The 26,678-nt window shown below is 44.9% G+C and carries 21 protein-coding genes and 2 tRNA genes; 6 read left to right on the top strand and 17 right to left on the bottom strand.

Going from position 1 to position 26,678, the window contains the following annotated elements; translation table 11 throughout:
* Positions 1-24: 24 nt before the first annotated feature.
* From ACFORK_RS13065 to ACFORK_RS13010, 12 genes are all read right to left on the bottom strand, one after another.
* A complete protein-coding gene (locus ACFORK_RS13065; protein WP_379199483.1) occupies positions 25-1,389 on the bottom strand; it encodes a dihydroorotase in 1,365 nt (454 codons plus the stop codon).
* A complete protein-coding gene (locus ACFORK_RS13060) occupies positions 1,386-2,945 on the bottom strand; it encodes an HAL/PAL/TAL family ammonia-lyase (RefSeq protein ID WP_379199480.1) in 1,560 nt (519 codons plus the stop codon). Before ACFORK_RS13060 ends, ACFORK_RS13065 begins: the two co-directional genes overlap by 4 nt.
* A gap of 38 nt (positions 2,946-2,983) precedes the next feature.
* Complete coding sequence (locus tag ACFORK_RS13055; protein WP_379199478.1) at positions 2,984-4,078, bottom strand: thiohydantoin desulfurase; 1,095 nt, start codon at positions 4,076-4,078, stop codon at positions 2,984-2,986.
* A complete protein-coding gene (locus ACFORK_RS13050; RefSeq protein ID WP_379199476.1) occupies positions 4,078-5,733 on the bottom strand; it encodes a thiourocanate hydratase in 1,656 nt (551 codons plus the stop codon). The genes ACFORK_RS13055 and ACFORK_RS13050 overlap by 1 nt, the downstream gene beginning before the upstream one ends.
* A 366-nt stretch (positions 5,734-6,099) precedes the next feature.
* Entirely contained in the window at positions 6,100-6,993 is an 894-nt protein-coding gene (locus tag ACFORK_RS13045; RefSeq protein ID WP_379199474.1) for a DUF427 domain-containing protein, read from the bottom strand.
* Positions 6,994-7,023: 30 nt separating this feature from the next.
* Complete coding sequence (locus ACFORK_RS13040) at positions 7,024-7,944, bottom strand: ABC transporter substrate-binding protein (protein WP_379199472.1); 921 nt, start codon at positions 7,942-7,944, stop codon at positions 7,024-7,026.
* A 203-nt stretch (positions 7,945-8,147) separates the two neighbouring features.
* Positions 8,148-9,224 (bottom strand): hypothetical protein, encoded by a 1,077-nt coding sequence (locus ACFORK_RS13035; protein WP_379199470.1) that lies wholly within the window; start codon positions 9,222-9,224, stop codon positions 8,148-8,150.
* Entirely contained in the window at positions 9,178-9,870 is a 693-nt protein-coding gene (locus ACFORK_RS13030) for an FtsX-like permease family protein (RefSeq protein ID WP_379199468.1), read from the bottom strand. The genes ACFORK_RS13035 and ACFORK_RS13030 overlap by 47 nt, the downstream gene beginning before the upstream one ends.
* Before the next feature lie 163 nt (positions 9,871-10,033).
* The gene (locus tag ACFORK_RS13025) at positions 10,034-10,789 is read right to left on the bottom strand and encodes an ABC transporter ATP-binding protein (protein ID WP_379199466.1); all 756 of its coding nucleotides are present in this window, start codon (positions 10,787-10,789) and stop codon (positions 10,034-10,036) included.
* Between the two features lie 463 nt (positions 10,790-11,252).
* On the bottom strand, positions 11,253-11,777 hold the full coding sequence (locus ACFORK_RS13020) for a hypothetical protein (RefSeq protein ID WP_379199464.1): 525 nt from the start codon (positions 11,775-11,777) through the stop codon (positions 11,253-11,255).
* A gap of 710 nt (positions 11,778-12,487) precedes the next feature.
* A complete protein-coding gene (locus ACFORK_RS13015) occupies positions 12,488-13,048 on the bottom strand; it encodes a GNAT family N-acetyltransferase (protein WP_379199462.1) in 561 nt (186 codons plus the stop codon).
* Positions 13,049-13,160: 112 nt separating this feature from the next.
* Positions 13,161-13,877, bottom strand: a complete 717-nt coding sequence (locus tag ACFORK_RS13010; protein WP_379199460.1) for a restriction endonuclease — start codon at positions 13,875-13,877, stop codon at positions 13,161-13,163.
* A gap of 466 nt (positions 13,878-14,343) precedes the next feature.
* Here ACFORK_RS13010 and ACFORK_RS13005 point away from each other — a divergent pair, with 466 nt between their 5' ends.
* Positions 14,344-14,991, top strand: coding sequence for a transcriptional regulator (locus tag ACFORK_RS13005; protein ID WP_379199458.1), 648 nt, complete (start codon positions 14,344-14,346; stop codon positions 14,989-14,991).
* A 504-nt stretch (positions 14,992-15,495) separates the two neighbouring features.
* Here ACFORK_RS13005 and ACFORK_RS13000 read toward each other — a convergent pair.
* From ACFORK_RS13000 to ACFORK_RS12990, 3 genes are all read right to left on the bottom strand, one after another.
* Positions 15,496-17,046 carry a S41 family peptidase gene (locus ACFORK_RS13000; protein ID WP_379199456.1) on the bottom strand — a complete coding sequence of 517 codons (1,551 nt, stop codon included), beginning with the start codon at positions 17,044-17,046 and terminating at the stop codon, positions 15,496-15,498.
* A 294-nt stretch (positions 17,047-17,340) separates the two neighbouring features.
* Positions 17,341-17,413, bottom strand: a tRNA-Lys gene (locus ACFORK_RS12995).
* Between the two features lie 9 nt (positions 17,414-17,422).
* Positions 17,423-17,498: transfer RNA gene (locus tag ACFORK_RS12990), tRNA-Ala, on the bottom strand.
* A 570-nt stretch (positions 17,499-18,068) separates the two neighbouring features.
* Between ACFORK_RS12990 and ACFORK_RS12985 the strand changes: the two genes are divergently transcribed.
* The 5 genes from ACFORK_RS12985 (at position 18,069) to ACFORK_RS12965 (ending at position 23,882) form a co-directional block, all read left to right on the top strand.
* Positions 18,069-19,949, top strand: coding sequence for an amidase (locus tag ACFORK_RS12985; RefSeq protein WP_379199454.1), 1,881 nt, complete (start codon positions 18,069-18,071; stop codon positions 19,947-19,949).
* Positions 19,950-20,716: 767 nt separating this feature from the next.
* The gene (locus ACFORK_RS12980; protein WP_379199452.1) at positions 20,717-21,133 is read left to right on the top strand and encodes a GntR family transcriptional regulator; all 417 of its coding nucleotides are present in this window, start codon (positions 20,717-20,719) and stop codon (positions 21,131-21,133) included.
* Positions 21,130-21,816 (top strand): ATP-binding cassette domain-containing protein, encoded by a 687-nt coding sequence (locus ACFORK_RS12975; RefSeq protein WP_379199450.1) that lies wholly within the window; start codon positions 21,130-21,132, stop codon positions 21,814-21,816. Before ACFORK_RS12980 ends, ACFORK_RS12975 begins: the two co-directional genes overlap by 4 nt.
* Positions 21,813-22,658 carry a hypothetical protein gene (locus ACFORK_RS12970; RefSeq protein ID WP_379199447.1) on the top strand — a complete coding sequence of 282 codons (846 nt, stop codon included), beginning with the start codon at positions 21,813-21,815 and terminating at the stop codon, positions 22,656-22,658. The genes ACFORK_RS12975 and ACFORK_RS12970 overlap by 4 nt, the downstream gene beginning before the upstream one ends.
* Positions 22,659-22,682: 24 nt before the next feature.
* A complete protein-coding gene (locus tag ACFORK_RS12965) occupies positions 22,683-23,882 on the top strand; it encodes a hypothetical protein (protein ID WP_379199445.1) in 1,200 nt (399 codons plus the stop codon).
* A gap of 477 nt (positions 23,883-24,359) precedes the next feature.
* Here ACFORK_RS12965 and ACFORK_RS12960 read toward each other — a convergent pair whose 3' ends face one another.
* Both ACFORK_RS12960 and ACFORK_RS12955 read right to left on the bottom strand, forming a co-directional pair.
* The gene (locus ACFORK_RS12960; RefSeq protein WP_379199443.1) at positions 24,360-26,255 is read right to left on the bottom strand and encodes a M56 family metallopeptidase; all 1,896 of its coding nucleotides are present in this window, start codon (positions 26,253-26,255) and stop codon (positions 24,360-24,362) included.
* Complete coding sequence (locus ACFORK_RS12955) at positions 26,255-26,662, bottom strand: BlaI/MecI/CopY family transcriptional regulator (RefSeq protein ID WP_379199441.1); 408 nt, start codon at positions 26,660-26,662, stop codon at positions 26,255-26,257. Before ACFORK_RS12955 ends, ACFORK_RS12960 begins: the two co-directional genes overlap by 1 nt.
* Positions 26,663-26,678 lie beyond the last annotated feature (16 nt).

The raw sequence follows: 26,678 nt of genomic DNA, 5'->3' as shown, positions 1-26,678 counted from the left end.
CCATTCCTTCTCCCTAGAATGAATTTATGCCAGGTGCTCTGCACTTACGAATTGACCATACCCAGGCTGGCCTACCACGGCTCCAGCTTCATACACCACAGCACCTCTGACCAAAGTATGGGTTAGCTTCCCTTGCATTTGCATTCCTTCATAAGCACTCCAGCCCGCACTGGAATGTAGCTCCCGTTCATCCAGTGTCCAGGCAACAGAAGGATCAATAATCGCCAGATCGGCATCATAGCCAACTGCCAGCCTTCCTTTACGATGCCCCAGTCCAAATACATCTGCAGGTCTTTGACTAAGCAATCTCACCATCTCTGTAAGTGAAATCCGCCCTTTCGCCACACCTTCACTATAAATGATAGGTAGCAAATGCTCGACGCCCGGAGCCCCGGAAGAATTGTTGAAAATGTCAGCATCCGATTTACGCTCAAGCAGCCATGGTGCATGATCGGAGGTGATCATATCAATGGCGCCTTTGGCAGCCAAGTCCCACAGACCTTCTACATCTGATTTGGAACGCAGAGGAGGGTTGATTTTCCCCTTCGCCCCGAGGCGCGGCATATCCTCTTCACTAAGCGTCAAATAATGCGTACAGGTCTCTGCCGTAATCTTGGCCCCAAGCGAACGGAAATACTCTGCCAGCTGGAAAATACGCGGATACGTACAATGATATAAATGCAGCTTGACTCCGGTCTCGTAGGCTAGCTCCATTACCGTCAATGCAGCGACGGATTCACTGACCTTCGGTCTGCTCCAGCCATGCGAACGAGGATCACTGCCCGCTTCACGATACTTACCAAGGTAGCGTCTTACGATCTCATCGTTCTCGGCATGGACGCCAACCGGACAACCTGTCTCGGCAATGACCGCAAACGAATCCAGCAGCTGCCCGTCATCGATCCGCGGAAACCGGAAGGAGTCCGTATTAAACATCGATACCTTGAAGCCACAGGCTCCTGCAGCTGCCAGCTGGCGAATATGCTCGTAGCCATCCTCCTTATGGATGGTCACCAGCATAGCCATATCTACAAGGGATTCCTGCTCAAGCCGTTGTCTTTTTTCCTCGAACATCTCAAGCGTGCAAATCATACCCGTCGCATCGTAAGGCATCTCAATAATCGTCGTTACCCCACCTGCTGCTGCCGATGTACTAGCCGTGGTGAAGCCCTCATCTAGCGAACTGTAACAATGAACATGCGCATCTACAGCTCCGGGGAGCACAAAACTCCCCTCTGCGTGAATAACTTTATCTGCCGTGATGTCCTCATGGTCCTGTAGGCCAATACTGACAATCTTGCCGCCCTTTATTCCAACCGCTGAATCATATAGCACTCCATCAGGAAGTACGAGGTTTCCGTAAACTAGAAGATCATATTGTGAACTCATGAATCCCTTCTCCCTTCCAATCGAATTCCCTTGCGCATTAATTCATAGGCAGCACTAATATCAGGCGTTAGCGGCCGATCCTCTGTCAAAGGGGATACCACATTTCGAATCTGTGCATAGACCGCGGCTGATCCTTGACCTAATGCAGCTTGTGAACCACGTAAATCAATTGCCTGAGCGGCGTGAATGGCTTCCATACCAAGAATATAATATAAATGATCAATGATATCAGTTGTCTTACGAATCACCAGCGGGGTGTTGTTACTATGATCCTCCATGTCCCCGGCAATAGAGAAATAGTCCGCAGAGACCGGATTAGACAATAGCCGAATTTCCGCATCCAGTGAAGTAAAGGTCTTCTGCATCGTGCCGAAAGCAATCGTTTCTTCATTAGGAGCCAGAAAACGACTCAGGCCTGAGAAATGCGACGTACCCAGCTTGAGCGAGCGGTAGCAGGATATTTTGGATACATGACTGAGTGCAATGGCCAGCATCTCAAAAGCAACGGTCCAGGTGGTCACGTCGAAATTAGATGAAGGAACCACTCTTCTTTCCTTTAAAAGAACACAAGGATTGTCATCTGAGCTATTCAATTGAACGCGCAGAAGCTTGGACGCATACGACAGCGCATCCCGAGCCGCCCCATGGACATGACAGCTACTACGAAAGCTTAATGGATCCTGAATTTTCTCCCGCTGATCCATTTGCAACAACTGGCCTCCGTGCAATTGATTCCGGACATTCGCTGCACTTTCTGCCGCTCCTTCAAGTGGTCGGACCTCGAACAACGCCTCTTCAAACGGGCTGACGCAACCTTGCAGCGCCTCAAGTGACAAGGCGAACACGGCGTCCGCCGTGTCCAGCAATCGTAGCGCCGCCGCTGCCGTTAAAGCCGCGTTGCCTGACGACAAAGCGTTAGAGCTAACAATTGCCAGCGCATCTTTAGGTCCAAGCTTTAAAGGTAAAATTCCATTGGCTTCCAAAGCCGCTAGGGCAGAGATGGTATTCCCTTGATAACTTACTTCACCTTCCCCAATCATGGCTAAACCAATATGGGACAAAATCGTTATATCTCCAGCACCCACAGAGCCGCGCACCGGAAGAATCGGATGGATACCTGCATTAAGCATATCCTGGTACATCAGGACGATCCCCGGCTGCACCCCAGTACAACCTAACAGCAATGTATTCAGGCGGGCGACAAGCACCGCTCTTACCTGCTGCTCCGAAGCAACAGGACCCACCCCGGATGAATGCGAGTAGATCAGATTCCGGTTGAATGCCTCATACATATCAGCGGTGATCTGACGGTCCTTATTCTTTCCGACACCACGATTCAGTCCATAAATCGGAACACCTTCCGCAGCTAGCTCATGAATCAGAAGATGCGCTTCTTGAACCCGCTCCATAGCTTCGGGTGACAATTCTACCCGGCATCCGCTAGTCGCAATCTGCTCAAGCTCCTCAATGGAGAGATTGTGCCCATCCAGCGTAATTATGTGATCGGACCGTTGCTTCCCTTTGTCCGTATCGTTCATTTTTATTTTCGCGTCCATAGCCAAGCACCTTCTCAGTTGTAGTAAAGAATCAATTATTAGATGCCCTTCAAACCGTATTCCGCAAGCGGAATGCCAAGCGCCTTCTCTACTTCTGGATAAACCGTAGGATCCTTCACGCTGGAGCTAAGCGGAACATGCTGCTTGTCGATGGCCAGCAATGAAATCTCCATTCCTTCCTTCACACCGCCTACACTGATTGGCAGACCTGTGGCTACCTCGAAAGTTGTGATAACATCCGGGTATGTTGTTAAGCGGTTTCCGTTCGCATCGTCTACCGCCATATATTCATTCATGACATGCAGCGTCAGTACTCCGCCGGCACCATCTTCCATTGTGATCGTCCCGATATCAAAGGCGCCCGAGTAATGAACATCTTTCTTCAGTACGACACCTCTGCCGAGCATTTTACCGTTCGTTTTCTGAACTACTGTCTCCATAATTGCCTCCGGCCCGATCGCCTCGGCCTCAATCATCGCGTAGCCAAGGTCAAGCGCAATCGAAATCCCGCCAATCGCCGCATGCTCCTTAATATAGGAAGCCGGAATCGGATGACGTGCAGAAGCAATGAAGCCTCCAGACATATCGGAAGCCGTACGCAGGATGTTGGATGTCTTCGCAGGCGTTCCTTTTACAACCAGCTCCAGGTAAGAACCAGTGTCTCTGCGGCCGCCGACAACCACCTGAATGGTCTGATAGTCAAGGCGCGAAGCCAGACCCATGGAGCCCATTTTACCTGTAGGATGCGCGCGAATATCGCCGGTTGCATCCACAACCACCAGGCCGAGTGCTGCAGCAGGTAACCAGCCGTTGATCGTACTGGACATGCCGTTCTGTGGCGTCATCACACCGACTACTTTACCGTCAAAGTTCTCCATCAGGAGCTGAACAGCTTTGATATAGTCAACGCCCCACATCTCCCATTCATTCCCGGCAGGTGCACCAATCGCTGTACAGGTAATAATTATCGCATCATCCGGAAGCTCATCGACCGATACCAGCTTGGGCTTCGCAATACCTACCGCGGCACCGCCAATCTCCAACCCGTGGTCAACCCAGCCGCCACCTCCAGCTGCAAATACTGCTCCTCCTCTAACTGCCGCACGTACATCCGCTATCGTTAATTCCCGCATTATTCATTCTCCTTTCGAGTCGTGTCAATTCTGCGAATCCCTTTTTTGCTTACTTCGTCCAATGCTTCCTCATAGCCTGCGTCTGCATAGCGCATCACGCCGAGGCCTGTATCGTTGTCCAGCGTTGTTTTCAAGCGAAGATCCGCATCATCCGTTCCATCCGCTACGAGCGTTACGCCAGCACTTGTCATATAGCCGCTGTAACCGCCTCCGCCGGAATGGATTGCTACGAGATCCGCCATTGAAGAACAGTTAATCATGGCATTCAGGAGCGGCCAATCCGAGATAGCATCACTGCCGTCCTTCATATTCTCGGTCATGATGTTCGGGTGCGCCATCGATCCGGCATCCAGGTGGTCACGTGAAAAAGCAATCGGACCGCTAAGCTCGCCCGCCTTAACCATTTCGTTCACCGCCAAGGCCAGCTTCGTCCGGTCACCGTGTCCGAACCAGCCAATACGCGCTGGCAGACCTTCCACCGGCACATACTTGTTCGCCAGCGAAATCCAGTTCACAACAACATCGTTATCACTGAAATTCTTCAATATATATTGATCGATCTTCTGAATATCGCCGGCATCCCCGCTCAGCGCTACCCAGCGGAAAGGACCAATGGCCCGCGAGAACAGTGGTCTAAGGAAGGCTTCCGTAAATACCGGGATATCAAAAGCATTTTCCACGCCGTTCTGCACCGCTTGCGAGCGAATATTATTCCCGTTATCAAAAACAATCGCCCCTCTGCGCTGGAACTCCAGCATCGCTGTAACTTCAACAGCAATCGAAGCCCTTGCATCAGCCTGGAGCTGATCAGGCGCGGATTTGCGCATCTCAGCAGCTTTTTCCAAACTATAGCCGGAAGGAATGTATCCATACAACAGATCATGCGCCGAGGTCTGATCCGTAACCACATCAGGCTGTATCCCTCTGCGAATCAGTTCCGGATAGATTTCGGCAGCATTACCAAGCAATCCTACGGACAGACTCTCCTTCTTCTCCGCAGCTTCTCGAACCCACTGCAGCGCTTCATCCAGATTGTCTGTCTTCTTCTGCAAATACCCGACTTCAATACGTTTATCAATTCTGGCTTCAGAGACCTCAATGCATAAAATGACGGCACCCGCCATCGTACCCGCCAGCGGTTGTGCGCCGCCCATTCCGCCGAGTCCAGCTGTTAGGATGAACTTACCCGCCAGGCTACCGCCGAAATGCATTCTAGCGATCGATTGGAAAATCTCATATGTTCCTTGGATAACACCTTGCGAACCGATATATTGCCAAGCTGCGGCGGTTAGCCCGCCCCACACGATCAAGCCCTGTTCTTGATATTTATAGAAATTATCACTTGTAGCCCATCTGCCAACGATGTTACAGTTCGCCATAACCACAATGGGAGCATACTTATGTGTACGCATAATACCGATCGGTTTACCGGATTGGATAACAAGCGTCTCGTCCTCTTCCAAGGATTTAAGCGTATTAACAATGGCATGATAGGAATCCCAATTCCGTGCTGCCTTTGCAAGTGCAGCATATACCGTAAGCTCCTTCTGATTCTCACCATTTTCGAGTACATTCTCAAGCATTCTCAGCAGCGCTTCCTGCCTCCAGCCCTTACACCGTAGCTCTCCACCTCTAGCAGCTGTAATTCTATCCATGCCTATTCCTCCTTTTTATCATCATTCAATAATTACTTTCTATTAATCAATAAATTAACAAACACACACCTTATAGTCAATACAATTTGCAAGAATTGCGTCAGTTTAAGTAACGCGCTAGGAAATAACAACTTTATTGCGGTGCCATAATAACTTTTATTATATATGGACACTGGTTAATCGAGCTAATTCAACTAGCAATTCTCCATCCTATGATTTGCTATTTACAGCGAGAAAGAAGGAACCTGGCTCCGCTGCGGAGACAGATTCCTTCCCTTATCATCGGCTTCCTGTTTTAGCGTTTCCCCCAAAGACAGTAACAACCAACTTGAGACATTCTAAGCTCATCCTATAGATAGGATATAATTAAGTCGCTGTTTCACCATCCACCCGAAGCTCGACGCGTTCATTATAGAAAGCGATACGCCCCGCGATCACTGACAGCTCGGGACGAGGATCGGAGTAAGACCAGGCGATCAAATCCCCGCCTTCGCTTGGCCGCCAGTAACGATCAGAGTAGCCCTTATACGGGCACTCGCTCCAATCATCCGTTTCCGTCAGCCTACTAAAATCAACAGCTTCAACCGGAAAATAGTATCTGGTCGGCAGACCTGTCTCATACACAACCACCGGATCATGCGTTTCGGCAATTACCCGGCCATTCAGCGTTACGGTAACATGACGGCTGCTCGGCAACGCATCCACCCGATTATGCGGATCACGAGGATGTGTCATCACCGGCTGATCTTCCTCGAACCAACCGTCCAGCACACCGAGAAACCAGTTCACACCGAGATAGCCTTCCAGTCCCGGCACATTCCATGCCCACGCTGCAAACGGAATATGTCGCTCTCCTAAATGCAGATCGAACCACTTCACATCCGTTGTACGCGGTCGATAAAATACTCCAGGCTCCGGCACTCCCGCAGAAGGTGTCAAGAGATCGGTTCGAACATGTTCAACTGGAAAACCGTACTCAGGCACCTTATGCCGTGGCTCCCACACTAGAATCTGCGAACGGCTGTCTACAACCGCCACATCTCCTACTACAGCCCGCACCCAACGCTCGCTCGGTTCGAACGTGTAACGATCAGGGTACGGGGAATACCGCCGAGTCAGCCCCGAGCTCTCCTGAGGAAGTACAGCACTTGGTGGGCGATTGGCAAAGCGAGGAAGGAGCTGACGCTCCTCGTCAGTAATAACAAATGGTACACGTTCAATCGTGTTAGCTGTTTTTTGATCAAATTGAGCCATAATCATTCATTCCCTTCTTTTATATAATGGAAGTTATTAAAGCAATCCTTCGCTTTGCAGCCACTCCTTGGCTACATCCTTCGGCGTTCTCTGCTTCACGTCAACCTCGCCGTTCAAGCGCTGCATTTTGTCATCATCAAGTCTTCCTGCAAGCTTGTTGATAACTTCACGCAACTCAGGATGTTTCTCCGCTACTTCGCCGCGAATGAGTGGAATGGCATAGTAAGGTACGAATACCTGCTTATCATCTTTCAGAACAACAAAGTTGCTGAGCGGAATCTGACTGTCGGTTGTATACGCGTTGGTCACATCAATCAGATTTTGCTCGATGGCTTTATAGGCCAACACTCTGTTCGGTATGTTCTTGATCTCTTTAAATTGAGGATTATACACCTTCTGAATTACCGGCCATGTATCCTCGCTCAGCAGAAAGTCCTGGCTAGTTCCAAATAATAAATCCTTGGAGTGAGCAGCTAAATCCGAAATACTCTTAATATTCAGTTTCTCAGCAGCCTCTTTGCGCATTACAAACCCGTAAGTGTCATTAAATCCAAGTTGGTCCAACACCTCGACTTGGTGCTTCTCCTTGAATTTCTCTTTTACAATATCGTACACCTTTTGCGGGTCATTTTCGGGCTTCTCCTTTAAAATCTTGATCAGAGCCGTCCCTGAATACTCTACGTAAGTATCAATCTCACCTTTCTCAAGCGCTTCCCACACTGGACCCAACGAAACGATTTTGGTGTTAAGTTTAGTATCCTTCTCAATGAGCAGAGCGATCGCATTAGCCAGAATGTCCGACTCTCCAAAACCCTTGGAGGCGATGGTTATCGTATCACTGCCACTACCTTCCGATTTACCACAGCCCGTTACCGCCAATGCCAATATGAGCGATAATCCAAGCATGACAAGAGACCGCGACTTTCTTCCTTCACCAATTCTTCTGAATAACTTCATCTTAGCTGCTCCCCCCACTAACCCATAAAAAAAGAGGCTCCATTCCCCTTAAGCTAAGGAAAATGAAACCTCCGTTTGTCCGGTCAGTTATCAATATGATTATTAATATTCGATAAGCGAATATCGTAAGGCAATATTAAATCACAGTATTCACCTTGTCAACATTTAATTATAGTAAGTTCATCGGAATAAAGAGATAGTGATCACCTTAGATCGGATATCTGTGAAATTATTTGTTTGTAGTCAACAAGGACATAACGGCGGTATACAACGAAATGAAGACACAGAAACATAAATGTGGTAAGCAGCGCAGAGAAAACGCCTATCATACCATATCCGTAAGTGCTATTGACATAATAACTATACGCTAATGTAATTACCGCCGCGTAGCCAAACGGAATCAAGAATATGACACGTATCTTTTGGTTGACCATCGTTTTTATTTCATTCTCAAGTAGCCCGATTCTATAGAGCCCGTGGTATTTCTTGATATCATCTCGGGATTCCATCTTCAATTTGAAGTGAAACATCGTGAGAACGGAAAAATACAGCAGCAGACAAACGTAGACAATCGTAAATGTTAAAAAATTGGAGCTTTGCAGCGCGGTACGGTAGGCCTCTATTCTGGTGCTAACTTGATAGAAGCGATCTCCTTTATCGGCACCGTTTAACTCCTTCAGCTTTTTCGATACCTCATCAATAATTCCACCAGAATGCTTCCAATCAGCAAAATCATATAAGTGTAAGATTCCATTTATTTTATACTCATCGCTATGTGTCGCAATCCATTCATAATCCAGCGAGTTCACCAATATAATCCTGTCTGATATGGAGTTGATTTGTCCAAATAAGGGGTCCATCAAGGTCTCTTGTATAGGGAAAGAAATCATGCCTTTGCTAGAATCAATCTGAATCCTAGTAGGGTCCCCGTCCTGAACATGATCGTAGCCGTCGTTGATATCATAGGGATACACATATATAAAAGAGCCTGATTGGATTTTGTATTTTTTCGCCAAAACTTGATTTATATCTTCAACATCAAATAACGTGTAAATATTGTTCCTTACAAATTTCACACGATCACTATGTATGATTGAATTACTATGCTGCTCTGCAATTTGCTTAACCTCATCATCTTCTAACGATCGGTAGCTGCCTTCAACTTCCGTGTAGGCCATATGATATGGATGGTACGTAACGGCATTATTCTTAAAGTTGGGATAGGTAACCAAACTAAACATCATAAAGAAAAAGATCGCAAAAAAAATCCAAGTCGTCACAAAGAAGATCATCCTGTTTTTCCGAACATAATATTTCATATCCGAAATCAAAAACAGATGTTTCATATAGGACCTTAAAAAAGATCAGAAACGAGCCCAATGCACAAAGCAGTAAACTCAAAAACCAGATATTACTGTAGTTGTGATAAAAGAGAATCATGATCACAAATGAAATAATCGTAAGGCCTGAGCCGGCCACGCACAACGAAACGCTAGAGTATCTTCCACTTTCCGCTTTCTCGGTAAACTTAATCTTGTCGAGAATTGTGTTCTTCACCATTCCAAGCAGATTGACCAATAAGGAAATTACAAATACCCCTGCAACATACAGTGCTGTTACTTTATAAGAGAGGATAGAAACAGTTATAGCAATGCCTTGAATCCCGATTCCATAACGAATAACTCCCCAGAAAAAGTAGGATAATAGGGTCCCCACTCCCAATCCGCATACTAAGAACAGAATACATAACACCACATTCTCTAGTAACACGTGATTTCGAAGCTCATTTTCAGTCATCCCCAGGGTCAGCAATATGCCGTAGTCCTTCGATCTGACTTTCATAAAAACGTTGTGGGTATAAGGAATAAACATGCAGCTGAACAGTAGGACAAGTAGAGTTGGAGCATAAATATTGCTGGAGATCATGGGATTTACAATAGTGGGATCATTAAACGTTGGGTTGACAGAGACTGAAATAAAACAGTATAGAATCGCGACGGACATCAAATTGCACAAAATGAATAACCGATAATGCTGAATATTTGCTTTGAACATCTTAAAGGCGATCGTCCTAAAGGTCATGGTGACCTCACACACTTCCTTTCTGCAGGACTTCCAGGATTTTATTCATGAATCCCCCTTTGTCACCCTCTCTTCGGATCTCCCCCATCACAGAGCCATCTTGAAGAAAGATCACCCTATGACAATGCTGAGCAGAAAAAGGATCATGCGTGACCATCAGTATACTCACCTTGTACTTCTTCTGGATCATATCAAAATAAGAAAGGACCTTCTCGGAGGCACGAGAATCCAAATTTCCCGTAGGCTCATCAGCAAATACTACCTTGGGATCATTGATGATCGCGCGGCATATGGCTACTCTCTGCTGCTGTCCACCGGATATTCCATACGGATATCTGTCCAAAATGGAATCGATATTCAGCATTTGCGCCAGTCGATTAACCTCATTATTCTCGATCTTATCGACATTTTTATCGAGAATTAAAGGGACCATGATATTTTCCTTCACCGTTAAGCTGCTCAGCAGATTAAAATCTTGAAATATCATGCCAATGTGATTTCTTCGGAATAACGACAATTCATTGCGGGTCATCTCACAAATATTGTGCCCGGATATGCAAATTTCTCCTGCATCACACTTGTCGATACCAGATGCCACATTTAATATCGTCGTCTTCCCGCTTCCTGAGGTTCCCATAATGCCTACAAACTCATTCTCTACCAGGGTGATGTTTATGTTGTCTAAAGCCATTACACTTCGGTCCGCATTGATCTTGTATTTCTTACAGACCTGCTTCATTTCCAATGCATTCATGGCGTTCATCCTTTATCCTAAGGTCCACCGAATCCCTATTTCGTTAATACAACACAAATCATATTTCCTTCTGGCGAACACTGTTTCCCGGCTACGTCACCGTACAACTCATATTTGCTAAATCCAATATGCCGTATCTCATTCATTAACGTATTTTCAGTGAAATAATGATCCCATACATTGTAGCAATGTACCGAGCTCTCATGAATGACGACCGTTTGGTTCAGAACTGTATGCTCTTCGTCATAACGATAAAATGAGGTCAAACAAAGATGAGGTTGATCACTCCAAAAACCGCCACCATCCCTATACTCCCAATCCTTCTCTTCTTTCTTGCCTTCATGTTGGGCCGAGGTGAATACATCCAAAATAAACTTGCCATTTGGTTTTAATGCCTTAAAGCACGCTCACGAGTGAGGGAAGCAATAAAATATGAGTATATTAAAACTCGCCCCAAAGTTGGATGCGGTATTCATGCAAGCGGTCCTTCTAATTTCTTATTTAATTCTAAAATAAAATGGGCAACTTTATCCGTATGATTTTTGATATACACACGATAATCTCCATCCTCTGGAACGGTAATGGTCACTTCACCTGTCCCTGTTGCTACAGTTCCACTATAGACTTTATCCGTTGAGACAGACATGATGCCAACTTCAAGCTCTCGTTCCTGCTCACATTGAACAGAGAAAATGATGGGCTCATCCTTTTTCCAAGTCATTTTCGCAAAATTGTTATCTCGTCCAGCCGCCAAATCTATTGTTAATTTCTTTCCGTCCGATGTCTCAATCCCGCCCAACACCAAAGATGATACTTCAGCGGGCTGTACTTCCATCTGGCTCTCCTGCAATTGCTCCAAAGGTGGGACCTCAGCAGATTTATTACCCAGATTAGACCCCACTCCCACAGCAATGATTGCAATAAGTACAATGCTTATGAGCAGAATACCAACCTTCTTTTTTCTGGTGTTTATGAGTGAAGAAAAATACGTGCTCATCCTTTTTCCCTCCATGCAAGTTGTTGGTCAAGTTAATGAGCGATATAGCCACTCATTGTTCTATCTTTTCAGTCTATCATCAACGATAACCTATTAATCAGCTTATATCAAAGCTATGAGCCGACCTTAAAAAACTACATTTCTGCCGAGTCTCCTGTGATGGCCTTTATCCAGCTAGCAGGATACTCCTATATTTTTTTCTCCCAGACACCAAGCTCTACCTCTATCTCGAACCCAATACGTTCATAAAAGGGACCCGGTTTTTCTGTATCCAGTTGAAAATAAAAATCACCATCCCTTCATACCACCCCAGCCAGATCGCCATTATCATATTCCCATAACCCTATGTTTTGCTCCCATTCAGAAACGAGCCAGCCCTCTTTTGAAAGAAAAAAATCTCAAATTCCCAGCGGGCAATCAGCCAGCTATTTGGACGTTTTAGCTTGGAATAACTGTGCGAAAGAAATTGGCGTACCTTCATCATGTCGTCCGAGGTGTATGCTCTGTAACGGATTTTCATCTTCACCCCCTCTCGTAAACCATATTAATCCAAATTCATCAATAATATAGGCACTAAAAATATATCGAGTTTTTTTATAAATGTTTGCGACCTCTGGAGCACGATACTCAGCATAAAGGGAGTGAGTTATACAAATAAACCAGTCACCGATAGATTTCCGACGACTGGCTTGTTTAAACCAATTAAGTTTTTAATCCGGGGCGTAATCTGCATATCTCGCCATCATATATGTACTGTAATATTTTCCGTCTGACAGGATGCGGTCCTTCTTCAATAAGCCTTCCACTTCAAAACCAAGGCTTTTGTATAGCCGGATAGCACTCTCATTGGTTTCCAGCACACCGCTTAGAATGATTTTGGTTATACCGTTGGCATCAGCCCAGGAAATAGACGTTTTCAACAGGTTCTTCCCAATCCCAAATCCCCAATGTTGTTTCAAGACACCTACTCCAAACTCCACCTTGTGCATAAAGCGTTGCAAATCATTCCCTGCACATCTGGAATAACCGACAATCTGACCAGCCGCTTCCGCAACCAAACATATATTTCGCGGATGATTCGTGTCCGTCTTAATGATTTTCTCAAATCCAGCTTCATCAATAAAAGCTTCTCCCGGCACTCGATCCATATGTTCGGTCTCCCCATCAACCTGCAGCCTTAGCTCGGACAGACGCTTTGCATCTTCCTTGACTGCAGAGCGGATCGTGTAATGGAGCCCGTTCACTTGGAATTCTTGTTCGTTAATGTTCATGGCAATGTTCCTTTCTACCATTAGCTGTTTTCGAGACATCTATTCGTTCGGAAGCATTATGAAGATCGGATATTATCCACATATGGATGCCTACCTTATCTTTTACGCAAAACTATATTCCACGTTTAGTCTTCCATCTCTTTAACCTATCATCTAGAGACAAACCATTGATCAGCTTAATATTAAGCCTATCTGCAGCCTCCTTGGCCGCCTTTGTGAAATTGCTTGTCGTCACAATCCAAGCATCGTAGCAGCCGTGAACCTGCTTACCCGCTTTAAGGCGCAACACGATATCATTTCCGACATCCTGCTTCCAGCGCTTGCACTGTACAGCGATTTTATACCCCTCTTTGCCCTTAAGGATCAAATCCACTTCATGGTCGCCAGAACCGCCAACTCGTTGTACGGTATAACCTTGATCTATGTAGTGCAACTCCATTAACCTCTCAAAATCCATACCGGATAATGTCCTTACATCTGCTTTTAGAATTTGTGCATCAGTCAACTTTTTTATAGGAGCTTTTGCCGAAGAACTTTTAGTCTTAGCTCTGGTTGCACTGGTTACACCGGTTGCACTACTTTGCCTTACACCACTTTTTCTTACATTGGCACCCTTACCCGACTTTCTTGCCTTTTTGTCCCTCCGACGCTTGTTGGTCCACATGCCACCGAAAATCTCTCCCAGAATAACAGAGCCAATCAAAATACCAAAGAAAAATCCCCAGTGCAAGCCTGGGATACTAAAGTAAATCCCTAAGCCTCCAAGAATAAACAACCCTCTCACTACATACGCTACCTGTCTGCCTTCTGCATAATACGTTTTAGCCATATTTGATCCACCTTATGTTGTAATAAGCCCTGTAAGAAAATTAAAGAACTCTCTATTCGGAATATTCGACATTTCATTTTATTATTCTTCTATTTTTCCTATATTTAGGATTTATTTTCTTTAATATATCATATTTTTGGTTATATTAGATGTAAAAAGTTCCCAGATAAGGTCTGATCACCTATTACAATCTAATCGTTTGAAAATGATATTTTTTAAAAAAATACGTCCTCCAAGCGCTCTTTGACTCTCATCTTTACTCTATAGCACTTCAGTAAAATGAATTGAACTCTGATTAAAGTACGCGATATAATACAGTCATAGGTTGTGAAGTACACGCCGCTCAAATGCAATTTCCCACTGAATTGATTTCAGATGGAAATTGTTTTGGAGCGGTTTTTTTGTGAAATAAATTATGTTTGATTCATGAGTTAAGTTGGTTCGTGAGTTAAGGAGGAGAACAATAATGCGGCGATTTGATCAGCAATATGAGGAATGGTTAACAAGAAATCTGGAGAATGAGAATAACCCGAGACGAAAAGAGCTCCTTGGTAAAGGGCTAGGCCATGGTACGATGGAATTCCTCCGCGCAGTATGGTTCCCTGTAGTCGGGAATTTGGATCATCTATTTCCTGAATGGGAAGTACGCGATTTCAATAACGGCTATCGCTATCTTGATTTGGCTTACATGCCAGGAGGTGTAAAAGGCGGAATTGAAATTCAAGGATTTGGGCCACATGCCAGAGATCTGGATGTCAGGCGGTTCAAAGATTTATGTCGCCGCCATTGCTTGCTAGCTCTTGATGGTTGGACCTTTCTTCCTATTGCTTATCCCTCAATTGTCGAAGAGCCCAAGCAATGCCAGCAGTTAGTGCTTTCGTTTATCGGTAAATTCATAACAACAGATGTCCCCTCTACTTTGACTTGGCTGGAGGCAGAGGCTTTGCGCTTCGCTAGACGTCTACTCCGAACGTTCACACCTTTGGAGCTTGCGCATCATCTCAAAGTATCCGATAGGCAATCCAGACGAATTCTACATAAGTTAGTTGAACTGCAATTAATAGATGTCGCAGGCGGACAACAGCGCTATCGCACATATCAGCTTAGAGTGTAACGTATGTTTAGAAGCGTGAAATATAATGCCAATCTGTTAAAAGCACCTGAATTCCGTAGCTGTAATCGAGCTATAGGGGAGTTTAGCTAGTTGCAGAGAAATCCGGCAAGTGCTAACGGACCGAGAAGCTCTTATTTTCAAAAAAGCACTCTTTTTCTAAGCTTACGGACTCAGGTGCAGTTATTTACTGCTATTTGCCCATGATATGCCCAGCAAAGAGGCAATAAGCGCCATACAGTCCGTTAGACGGATTAATGTGCCAAATAGGGAAAATAAGCGCCTTACGGTCCGTTAGCCAGATGTTGTGCCGGATTGAGCTAATAAGTGTACTACGGGGCATTAGACTGGGCAATGGGCCGTATTGAGCAAAGCAAATTCCGTGGCGGTCACAAGCAGCAGATCAGGAAGCGAAAGCTATGCAGCGATGACTATACTCGGAAACCATACAGCGATGCCTCCTCGTCATGAAGACATCAGCAATCTAGCTTGGCTATGTATTTCCCTTTATGGCTCCAGCATAATTCTTCGCATCCATTCATCCTGCTTCAAATCGTCAAGCTCATAACTTATCGGATAAGGGGTGGGATAGCGCGAAGAGGATAGCAGCAAATCAGGCAACGTACCGTAGATTTCATTAATCTGCCCTTCTTTGTTTAGGTTTAAGTCCGTCTCAAGTTTAAACAGGAGTCCGCTGTTTGGGAGGGCATACCTGTAAGGCTCCATATAAACACATGCACCTCCAGCCGTATTCGTACCGATAACTGTACCAAGCCCAAGCTTTTGAACAGCCACTGTAAAGTTGTCAGCCGCCGAGAAGGTATCACTATCAACCACTACATACAGCTTGCCGTCAAAAGGGAAGGTATTCTCAGGCCGCCAACGCTTAGTAACCTTAAAGGTCTCCCACTGTTCTATATCGTTGCCATCGGCTTGCTCCTTCTCTACTTTCGCAACTCCATATCTGCCCGTATTAGTCAGAGTAGAACTGACCATTGATTTGTACAGACGAAAACGCAAATCAAAGCGTTCCAGGAATGATCTTTTCACACTTGCTGACTGTTCGTAATCCACTGCTCCTTTGAGTAATGGCTTCAACAAATTGTCCGCCCAATAATCATCTTCCCCTCCACCGTTTCGTCTTAGATCAACAATCAGCTTGTGGTATTTCCCTTCCGAGCGCTCCATAAAGTCCTGAATAATCAGATGATCTTTTTCCTTAAACTGTCCTTCAAAACTAAAAATCCTTATGTATCCTGTGCTGCTATTAAGCTCACGAGTAATAACATTGCTGCTGCGCTCCTCATGAGGGTACGGCTGTTTATATCCCTTATAAACGGGGAATTTCCCCTTAGCTATTGTCCCATCAGGACGGACTGCCTCAATGATCCAACCCTCTGAGCCTGGATCGGCGCTAAGCAGCTGTTGAATGTATACTTTATGAAGCACGACATCCCAAGCAAGATGAAGACGTGTCTGCAGGGACTTGGCATAATCATCTACCGCCATTCCGTTTACTTTTTCAATCACAGAACCTGCTGGAAAAAGAATCGCATTAGGATGATAATCATTCTGCAGCACATACTTTCCGTCCACATAGTGAATCTTGGCCAAAGATTGCACATACATATCGATTCCCGAAGCCAAGTTCAGCCAGTACTCTCTGGATCGGTAGGCCCTTTTGTCGATGTTATAAAAGAAGGCCAAAGAAGGGCTATATGGCTCATTGAAAACCACCTGAGCGTGCCCGGCTTGTCCAAGGTACGTCATATATTCATAGTAGAGCCGGAGAAATTCAGCATTATCGGCCGTTCTCCCTGCCCGCGCGATAAAATGCTTACTAAGCTCGTTGATGCTCGAAAGGCCTTTTTCCTGCTGAAGCGCTTTGTCCAAGGGATAAACCTCTTTCACAAGCTTGGTCAAATACTCAAAATCCTCTTCCTTCTGGGCGGTTGATAGTTGAGGTACTTGTATTTGAGCCCCCTCACGCAAGAACACCAAAGCTCCGATCAACAGCAGCATAAGCAGAAGAACTGGCAACAGCCAATACTTTTTCATAATTAGCCTCCGGAACAAATCAGCAAATAAATTCCAATTGATTATAGCATTTTCAGTATACCTATGTATGTGTTGGAAGGTAGAAGTCAGTACAAGATGACGTATATTGAACAATATAGAAAATTCAGAGAGGGATTTGAGAGTAGAGGAAAAGAGATTGTGATGTAGGCATAGAGAGACAACCCAAAATCGAGCTTATGCAAGAAAGCGACAATTGTACCGAGAATTGCGTTTACCCACTTCTCTACAATTAAACAGCAAAAAAACGGCATCTCTGCCGTTTTTTTGCTGTGATGGACTCTCAGGGACTCGAACCCTGGACCAATTGATTAAGAGTCAACTGCTCTACCAACTGAGCTAAGAGTCCATATTCTTTTGGTGGAGCCTAGGGGGATCGAACCCCTGACCTCATCGCTGCCAGCGATGCGCTCTCCCAGCTGAGCTAAGGCCCCGAAGGGCTTGTCTTTTCAGGAATATCATTTCCTTCAGTCGACTTTTATATCATACAAAAATCCATCTTCACTGTCAATACTTTTTATAAAAATAGTTTAAAGCGTTTAGTATAGGTCACATTATGGATAGACTCTTTCTTCTTTCAAACGAAATAGTTTAGGGTCTCTATTCTTCCAAAAGCACTGATTCTACGTAGTTTATCTGCCCTCTATCCAGCACATCCCCTTGATCCGGACACTCCTTAATTTCTCAAGGAAAATCAGTAGTTATATGTCCACCCCTCTCTGATTACTTATATCTTGACCTCAGATGATATTGGAAACCCAGATTTAGACAGCAGAATCAAAATTGCAATTTACCACCTAACTTATAATGTTATATATTATTACATTAAATTAGATTTATCATCATATAAAACTTCTAAATCATTGAATAATTCGCATATATGTTATGTATTCATACACAATTTCCTGAAAAATCACTACTCTACGTAAGTTTTTATTGACCATTTCAAATTCCATGTATTAATATGTAACATAAAATACAAGACATCATGAGGGGGCCATACTATGAAGACATCCAGAATTACCCGGCACAGACGCACACCGCGCTACATGAAGACTCTTATGCACCTTCTGTCAGGCGTAATGCTCGGCATCATATTATGTTTGAATCTCTACCCGCTGCTAGCTTATGCTCAATCCGAGACGGATGTAACCGAACTAGGTGTAGTAAAACTGGCCGAGGCCCTGAAGACTGGAAAAATCACAAGTGTAGAGGCTGTCCAGGAATACCTGGATCGGATTAAGGCCTACGACAAAAAGATCGGGGATAAACCTGGTCTAGGTGCAATTGTTACCCTTAACCAGCATGCGTTAGAAGAAGCCGCCGAGCTTGACAAGGAACGGGCAAACGGCCACATCCGCGGCCCACTGCACGGCATCCCGGTATTGGTCAAAGACAATATCAATACGGCCGATATGCCGACCAGTCACGGTAATCAGGCGCTTGCCACCTACCAACCTAAGCATGACGCTACTGCTGTCCAAAGACTGAAAGATGCCGGGGCCATCGTGTTAGGTAAAACAAATATGGCGGAATTCGCTATGTTTTGGGATACGGTAAGCTCCGTCAAAGGCAGAACATATAATCCTTATGATCCTACGAAAAATATCAACGGTTCCAGCGGCGGAACAGGCGCAGCTGTCGCCGCAAGCCTTGCTGCAATTGGCCTTGGCACCGAGTCCTGCGGCTCAATTACAGATGTGGCCTCCTTCACCAATCTCGTTGGATTTCGGCCCACAGTAGGGCTTGGCTCCATGGCCGGAGTTGATTACAATCCGTTGGGCGATGCTATCGGTCCACTGGCACTGTCCGTTGAAGATGCAGCAATGATGCTTGACGTGCTTGCAGGCACAGACCCTCAAGATCCTTGGACCTCAGAAGCAGACAGCCACAAACCCGCTTCATATCTGACCTCACTGAAAGATTCCACCCTAAAGGGTGCTCGTATCGGTTACGTAATCGCACCATTTGGAGGCTATGATTTTTCACCAAGCCCTGAATCTGATAATATCCTCGCGACGACAGAGAAAGAAATATCAGTCCTGGAAGCTCAAGGCGCCACAGTTGTCAAAATCCCGCTTAACCGGGGCTGGTGGAATAAGTACGCTCCACAGAATGCTGCCTTCTGGGCAACAACAGGGCATGAAGACTATTTCGCACGGACAGAAGCCACATGGCCGAAAGGTCTGGCTGAACGAACCGAACCAAAAGATAAGATTAATTTTGGCGACATTGTTGCAGGCAGTCCAAACATGGAGCAGACAGCAAAAGAGTGGGTAATGGGTGACGATAATAAGCAGCGGGACGAGGCTGGATTCAAAGCAGCCGTCAATGCACGTCACACCTTCGCCCAAGGCGTGGATGAGCTGTTCACCTCCTATAAACTTGATGCACTGACATACCCGACCGTTGCAGCTCCACCCGCCCAAGTCCATAAGAATCCTGCTGACCTGCTCGATTCCGAGCAATACGGTACCCATTGCGGATGGGCCAATTTTACTGGACGCCCGGTAGTAACTGTACCCTCGGGATTCGCAGACAATTTCCCTGTCGGACTCAGCATGCTCGGCTCCAGGTTTGGCGATGCCAAACTGCTGGGATATGCCTATAATCTGGAACAGGCGGCTCCACATCGTAAAACGCCTGAACTGACACCGTCGCTCCTGCACACCACAGGAAGTACAATCACAACCGCATCCTCTGATTCGGCTAAATCCTTCGGGACCGGCGAAGTCTCGCCTGACACTAGTGAAGTAGCCAATGGAAACACAGCATCAGCCGGAACTTCAGGAGCACCTCTCACAGCTGTCATTCTGACTAGCGTTGCCGTCTTCATAGCAGCCATTATCTTGATCAGCCTTGTCATCCGGCGACGCAAAAACTAGCTTTCTCATATCTGGAGTCATCCGGCAACAAAAGAACGGTATCAATAATCGTCCCTAATTACTGCCCTTTATAATCCCTTCCCTTTGATGCAAAAGAAGCTCAAGCATGAACTATGCTTGAGCTTCTTTTATAAATGTGATGGACTCTCAGGAAATCGAGCCCTGAACCAATTGTTTAAGAGTCAACAGCTCTACCAACGATAGCTATTTCACAACCATGATTCGATTACCTGCAGGAACTTTCATTTGAAAGCTTTCCCCACAACCTCCACGATCTAAAAGGTCTGTCACCTCTATACCTTTTTGCTTGAGGAATTCATGGTATTCATTGATATCAGGTGAGCTAATCATCATTACTGCCGTCGTGTTGTTACTTGGATTGAACTGAATTGGGTGCGTAGTACATCCGATTTCACATAATATAATTTTCAAATAAGCTGGGCGTTCAAGCGTCCAGATATCACCTGTATGGGTGACAGTATATCCAAGGAACTTCTCATATCAATCCGCTGACAATGCCAAATCAATCGCAGGGATGTGGCCGTTTCTCAATGCGATAATTCATCTCGACAACTCCTTGCAATGTAGTTTGAAAAAGGATTCGGTGATCTATTTTGCATTAATCATACTATCCATTGCGGCTTTGACTACATCAGAAGCCTGTGTTCAAAATCAAACTATTGACACAAAAGTGTATTACACGTATAGTACATGCATAAAGTGTATGAACCATTTAGTACACACACTTACCGTATGGAGTTGGTTATATGACAGAAGAACAAAAATCAGGTGTCAGTTTTAATATTCGAGAACCCGTATATATTCAAGTTGTCCGTTACTTCAAGGAACAGATTGCTACAGGGCAAATCGGAGCAGGAGACAAGATTCCTTCACGGCGTGAACTGGCATCATTAATGAAGATTAATGCGAACACGGCGCAGAAGGCATATAAGGAAATGGAGGAACAGGGTTTGATCGTAACAGAAGGAAATTCCCCGAGTCGAATTACACAGGATCAGCAGGTACTAAGCTCGATCCGTGCTGAATTAATCGAAAGTGCAGTGGATATTTTCATCAGTTCCATTCAGAATATTCAAATTCCAGTTGAAGAACTAGTAGATATCATCAAGACAAAATATACATCCGAGCGAAAGTTATCTCCAGAGGATGGTGACACAAGATGATCCAAGTGAATCAGATGGTGAAGAATTATGGATTCAAGAAGGTACTAAATGGCGTTAGCTTCACTGCTGCCAAGGGTGAAATTACCTGCCTAATCGGAATCAATGGTGCCGGGAAGTCAACGGTGCTGAAATCCATCATGGGACTGACACCATACAAGGGTGAAGTCTTAATCGATAATGTATCACTAACACCTGTGATGTATGAGACAATCACTTTCATTCCAGATTCGTTAACGATGCCCTCCAATATGAGAATTGCTGATTGCTTGAGCTTTATGGCTGACTTTTATCGGAATTGGAACGCTGAACGTGCCAAGGAATTACTTAAGCTCTTCCAATTGAGCTCTTCGGATGGGGTATCCTCATTGTCGAAGGGGACGGCTGCGAAGTTAAATTTGTTGCTCGGACTTGCCTTGGATTGTGATTACATCCTGATGGATGAACCATTCTCCGGGATTGATATGTTCAGCCGCGAGCAAATTATCGATGTGTTCACAAGTGAATTGATCGAGGATCGTGGTGTGATTATTACAACTCATGAAATTAACGATATTGAGCATTTAATTGATAAAGCGGTCTTGCTACAGCACGGTAAGGTAGAACGCGAATTCTACTGCGAAGAAGTTCGCGAGCAGGAAGGTAAGTCCATTACGGACGTAATGAGAGAGGTGTACATGAAATGAGAGCTTTTGTGAAGCTATTAAATTTTGAAATGAACCGATTTTCCAAAATATATTTTGGACTCATGGTGCTGACAGTCGCCTTACAACTTGCAGCAGTCACCATCGGTGCTAATCATTGGCTAGATTCTGCGAATGAGGCAATGAGAATGAATCAATGGACTCTGGAGCAATATCACAATGTAACTGGATATATTCAGCTAAACAGTACAGTGTCCAGTCAATATAATGTACTTCTATATTTCGGACCTATATTTTTGAGCATAACAGTGTTGCTAATATACAGCTGCTTCATCTGGTACCGTGACTGGAAAGGTAAAAATACGATAGTATCTCGCCTACTCACGTTGCCATCCAATCGGGCGAATTTGTATTTTGCCAAGCTGGTTACGATCTTGCTATTCGTATTTGGTCTTGTCGCCCTGCAAATTGTCCTTGTTCCACTGGAGCGTTTGATAGCACAGTCGATTCTTCCAGCTGAATTATATCGGAACATCTCGGTATTTGATTATTTGAAGTATCCTACTGTGCTTAAAGTTCTGGTTCCACCCTACTTTTCTGAGTTTGTACTATACTATGGACTGGGCATTACGGGCTTGATCGTCTTGTTCACAGCAATTCTAATGGAGCGGAGCTACAGACTGAAAGGGATCGGCTTTATCGTACTATACTTAGCGGTTCTAGCTGGATTAGCCTCAATCCCCTATCATATGGGTTATAGCAGATACGATAGCTACTTCTATCCAGGAGAAATCATAGGCGCTTGTTTCGGATTAATAGTAATCATTGCTGGAGGTTCGCTTTGGTACAGCTTGTATCTATTGCGTAAGAAAATATCGGTATAATTGAAGGGTTACGGAGGTTAAGGGATGAAAAAATATATAGTTAACGCCGTTCTTGTAGTGTTCGCGGTGATTACAATCGGGACGTATTATGTTCAGGCTTCACAAGAGACACTACCTAATTATAAGCTGACGATGGTTCAAGGGGATGCTTCCTTCGTTGAAGGCATAGCTTTATACGGAAATTACTTGACTAAGGATAGTGTATTTGGCATTAAACGAGCTTATATCACTACAAATGGTACAGATTATCCAGATGAAAAGTCAACGATAAGCCAAAGCTTAAACCAAAGACCAGTGAAAACGCAATTGGATGAATGGATAGATCAGCATCGTCAGTTCATGCGTGGGAAGAAGAACTTAGCTGGATTCTATGAAAATCAGGATATACTTGCTTATGTGAATGGGACCGTGGATCAGCAGCAATCAAATGATCCATCAGCGAAGAGGAAGGCTGAGATCAGTATCTCTGTGCTTAACAAGCAGAAGGACGATACGCAGGAAATCAGATCCGATCTTAATGTAGATCATGATGTTTCAAATATCTTTGTACAAAATGTACAGCTTGTTGATCAACAGCTTGTTGCAATGGTGTTTTTGAATCACAGTGCCAAAGGTTATGTATCTGAACCGCAGATTATCCGCGTGAATCTAACAACAAAGGAGATTACGAATGAGCCGCTCGTATTACCAGGAGCTAAATCTGTAGCTGCAAATGGGGATCATCAATTCGTAAGGTTAGTCAATCAAAACCTGGATCACACGGATCAATGGATTTTAAGTGTTAGTAAAGATAATCATATAAAGGCATATCAAGTGGATGTTAGAACAGGACAAATATCACCTCTCGCATTCCAAGGGCATGAAATGTTATTGAATAATATTATGAATGCCTATGGACATAAAATTTATTTCCTGCAAAAAGCTGGAACGAGTAATGATAATATAGGATTCACTGTTATTTCTTACGATCTCGTGAGTAAAGAATATGAGACAGTTCTGAAGAATACAAATATAGATTTAAGTGAAAACATTACCTATGGTTTTAAGCAAGACTATCTCTATATTGTGGGTTATAAGAATTTCAAAGGTAATCGTCTATATGTATTCAATTTGACAAACGGTAACCTTGAATACGAAGGAAAAGCAGTATCAACAGAGGCTGCAAATCAGGCTGAAGATGAAGCTAACATGGATTTGAGTTTTATCGATCTCGGTCAGTTTTAGAATTATTTTTAGAATAGAAAAGTAGACATAAAGAGATATAAAAAGGTGACAAAGGCCGAGCCAATGACTTCTAATAGTCAATTAGCTCGGCCTTTTAGTCGTCCGCAGTGAAGCCTTCAGCAATACGACCCAGACTGTCTCCGTATCCCAAAATATCAGCAGCAGCCGATGCAGCAGCCCGCCAAGCCTCAGCTCGGGTTAATCCGCAGTCGATCAGAGCCTCCCATTCATCAAGATTTTAGCGCCAGGACACTCGAAGAATCTGCGGCAATCCAATAAATAGACACCGTCGGTACAAATGCTGTCGTGGATTGACCTAGCCGCTCTGCCGTTTCTTCTGTGATGGACTCTCAGGGATTCGAACCCTGGCCAATTGATTAAGGATCGTACCTGAAAATCATTGATATGAAAAAAGCCGCCCGACTGGGCAGCTCTGCTTATGATCGTTGAACGAAGGTCAAGTAAATTTCATGATGGCTAGAGCTTAATGAAGGGCTCCGCAGGTTTTACCGCTGCTTTCAGAATTTCGATCTTCTGTTTCATGGATATATTCGAAGAAGTCGAAATACTGTATCCGAATTTGCCACCATCGTGCCAGAACACGTATTTAGGAAAAATGTGTGCAGGAAGGTCATCGTTAAAGAATCCTTTGTTCTTGCTACCATCAGCATCCACCGTATATTTCGATAACGTCAACGTGTCTTCTCCGTTCGTATATTTCAGTCGGATTGTTGCAGCCTCTTTCCAATCCATCTTTTTCACGTATACCGGTTTTCCACTTTTTTTGGCTTCGACTCTTAAGTCGTCAATGAACTTCCCTTCCGTCGGACCTCCAATGATCGCTTTGGTAAACGTATAGCCCGTTGGCAGGTTAGCAGGCTGCTGCATGTAGGAGCCCTCCAAGGCCGAAGCTTTTGTCATGTAATCCTCATAGGAAGTAAACTCATGGAAAGATCCCCAGAAGCTAAGATCCAATCCGCTGTTAAGATCCTTATATTTATGATAGATGACATACGTGTCACCAGTCTCTTTAACCAATTCTTTTACGCGACTAATCTCATTTTCGATATACGTTTTTTCCTCTGTAGTCAAAGCCTTGGCTGCTTCAGCTGCTTTTTTCATCGCTTTATCCATTTCTTTTTTATGCAGCTCACGGTCTACCTTCGAACCCATGGATTCTTCCGGATACTTGATATCGACGTCTTCCGTTTGTGCGGTAAGTGCTTGCGGCGTGCTCCCGGCATCATTCCCCTTCGCATTGACCAGCGTCACGCAGCCAAGCGCGAGAATAATTGTCATCCCTAAAATAGATAGACGATAAGATTTTTTATTGAATTGTTTGATCATGATAAGCCTCCTTTTAATTTGTTTGTGCGTACCGGACATTCTAGCAATCCCCGGCTGTTGATGTTGACCAGCGATATGTTCCAACACATGGATAATCGTCTGCCCATAAGCACTGTTATACTGTGGTCTCATCCGATTCAGCGCATAGGCGTCGCAAGCCATCTCTTGATCCTGTCTTACTCTATGTACAGCTAACCATACGAGCGGATTAAACCAATGGAAGATCAAGATGATGTGCATGATCCAATTCACGGCGACATCCCAACGGCGGATATGGGCGAACTCATGTCCCAGAATATACTGAAGCTGATCTTTTTTAAGTGTTATAAGCAACCTTGGCGAAATGACGACCACAGGCTTACGAAATCCAACCACGGCAGGTCCGGGAATGCGCTCCGAAGCTACAAACTGCACGTTACGATTCACACCCATGAGCTGCTTCGTCTCGTGAAACACAGCCGATAATAAAGGTGTTTCAATAGATCGACTGCGACGAAGGGCTTGTCTCAATCGACGCTGGTCGTACACCGTTTTCGCAGCAAGAAGTAGCACACCTGCAAGCCATACGAGAGTTAGCCCATTAGTAAGGCTTATGGACTTCATCTCATTCCACCATTTGCTCTGCACAGCTCCCGGTTCAAGCGGATCACTCTCCCCTTCCACTCTAACTCTCACCGTGCTTTCCTCCAGTGTCAACGTTCGCTCTGAATGGCCATCACGATAACTCCCGAGTCCTCTCCACCATTCATGCCAAGTTGACGGATTTGCTATTTGCCGCTCAGTACCGGGCATAATGGACTCCAGAGATATGAAATTGTACAGGCTAAGCGAAGATTCCGGAGCCCAAGGGAGTAGCACGCGTAATGCGACAGGTATCCATAATAGATACTTCCACCTGACTTCAAGCTTATTTCTCAATAAGAATTGCAGGACCAGAACCAATACGATAAGGATGCCGGCCATAATCGACCCACGAATGACCCAACTAAAAACCGAATTTAAACTTGTTTGCAATGAAAGGCCCATCACGACTCTCTCTTTTCTTCATCGTTGCTGCAGTTCATGTCAAATAATGCCTTCAAATCTTCGATTTCCTGCGCATTTAGCTTTTTGTCTTGTAAAAAATTAGCCAGCATCGGCTTCAATGCCCCGCCATACAGCTTTCTCATAAAGGATGTTGTCTCGAACTGTAGGTACTCTTGTTCACTGATGAGCGGATAGAATAATTGCGTGCGCTTTGAATCCTTCGCCAGCTTCGCTCCCGCGGCTTCCTTATGCACTAATCGACTCAGGAGCGTCCTGGATGTATTCGGACTCCATCCCATACGATCCGTCATTTGTTGTACAATCTCGCTCGAAGGGCAATCCGGATTTGCCCACAAGACACGCATAATTTCGAGTTCTGCATCCGTAATGGATGGTATTTGGTTCATGCATATAACCCCCATA

The organism is Paenibacillus sp. GCM10012306, from assembly GCF_042649265.1.
Taxonomy (GTDB): domain Bacteria; phylum Bacillota; class Bacilli; order Paenibacillales; family Paenibacillaceae; genus Paenibacillus_AQ.
Note: the sequence above shows the minus strand (reverse complement) of the source record. Positions and strands in the feature narration are given on the sequence as shown.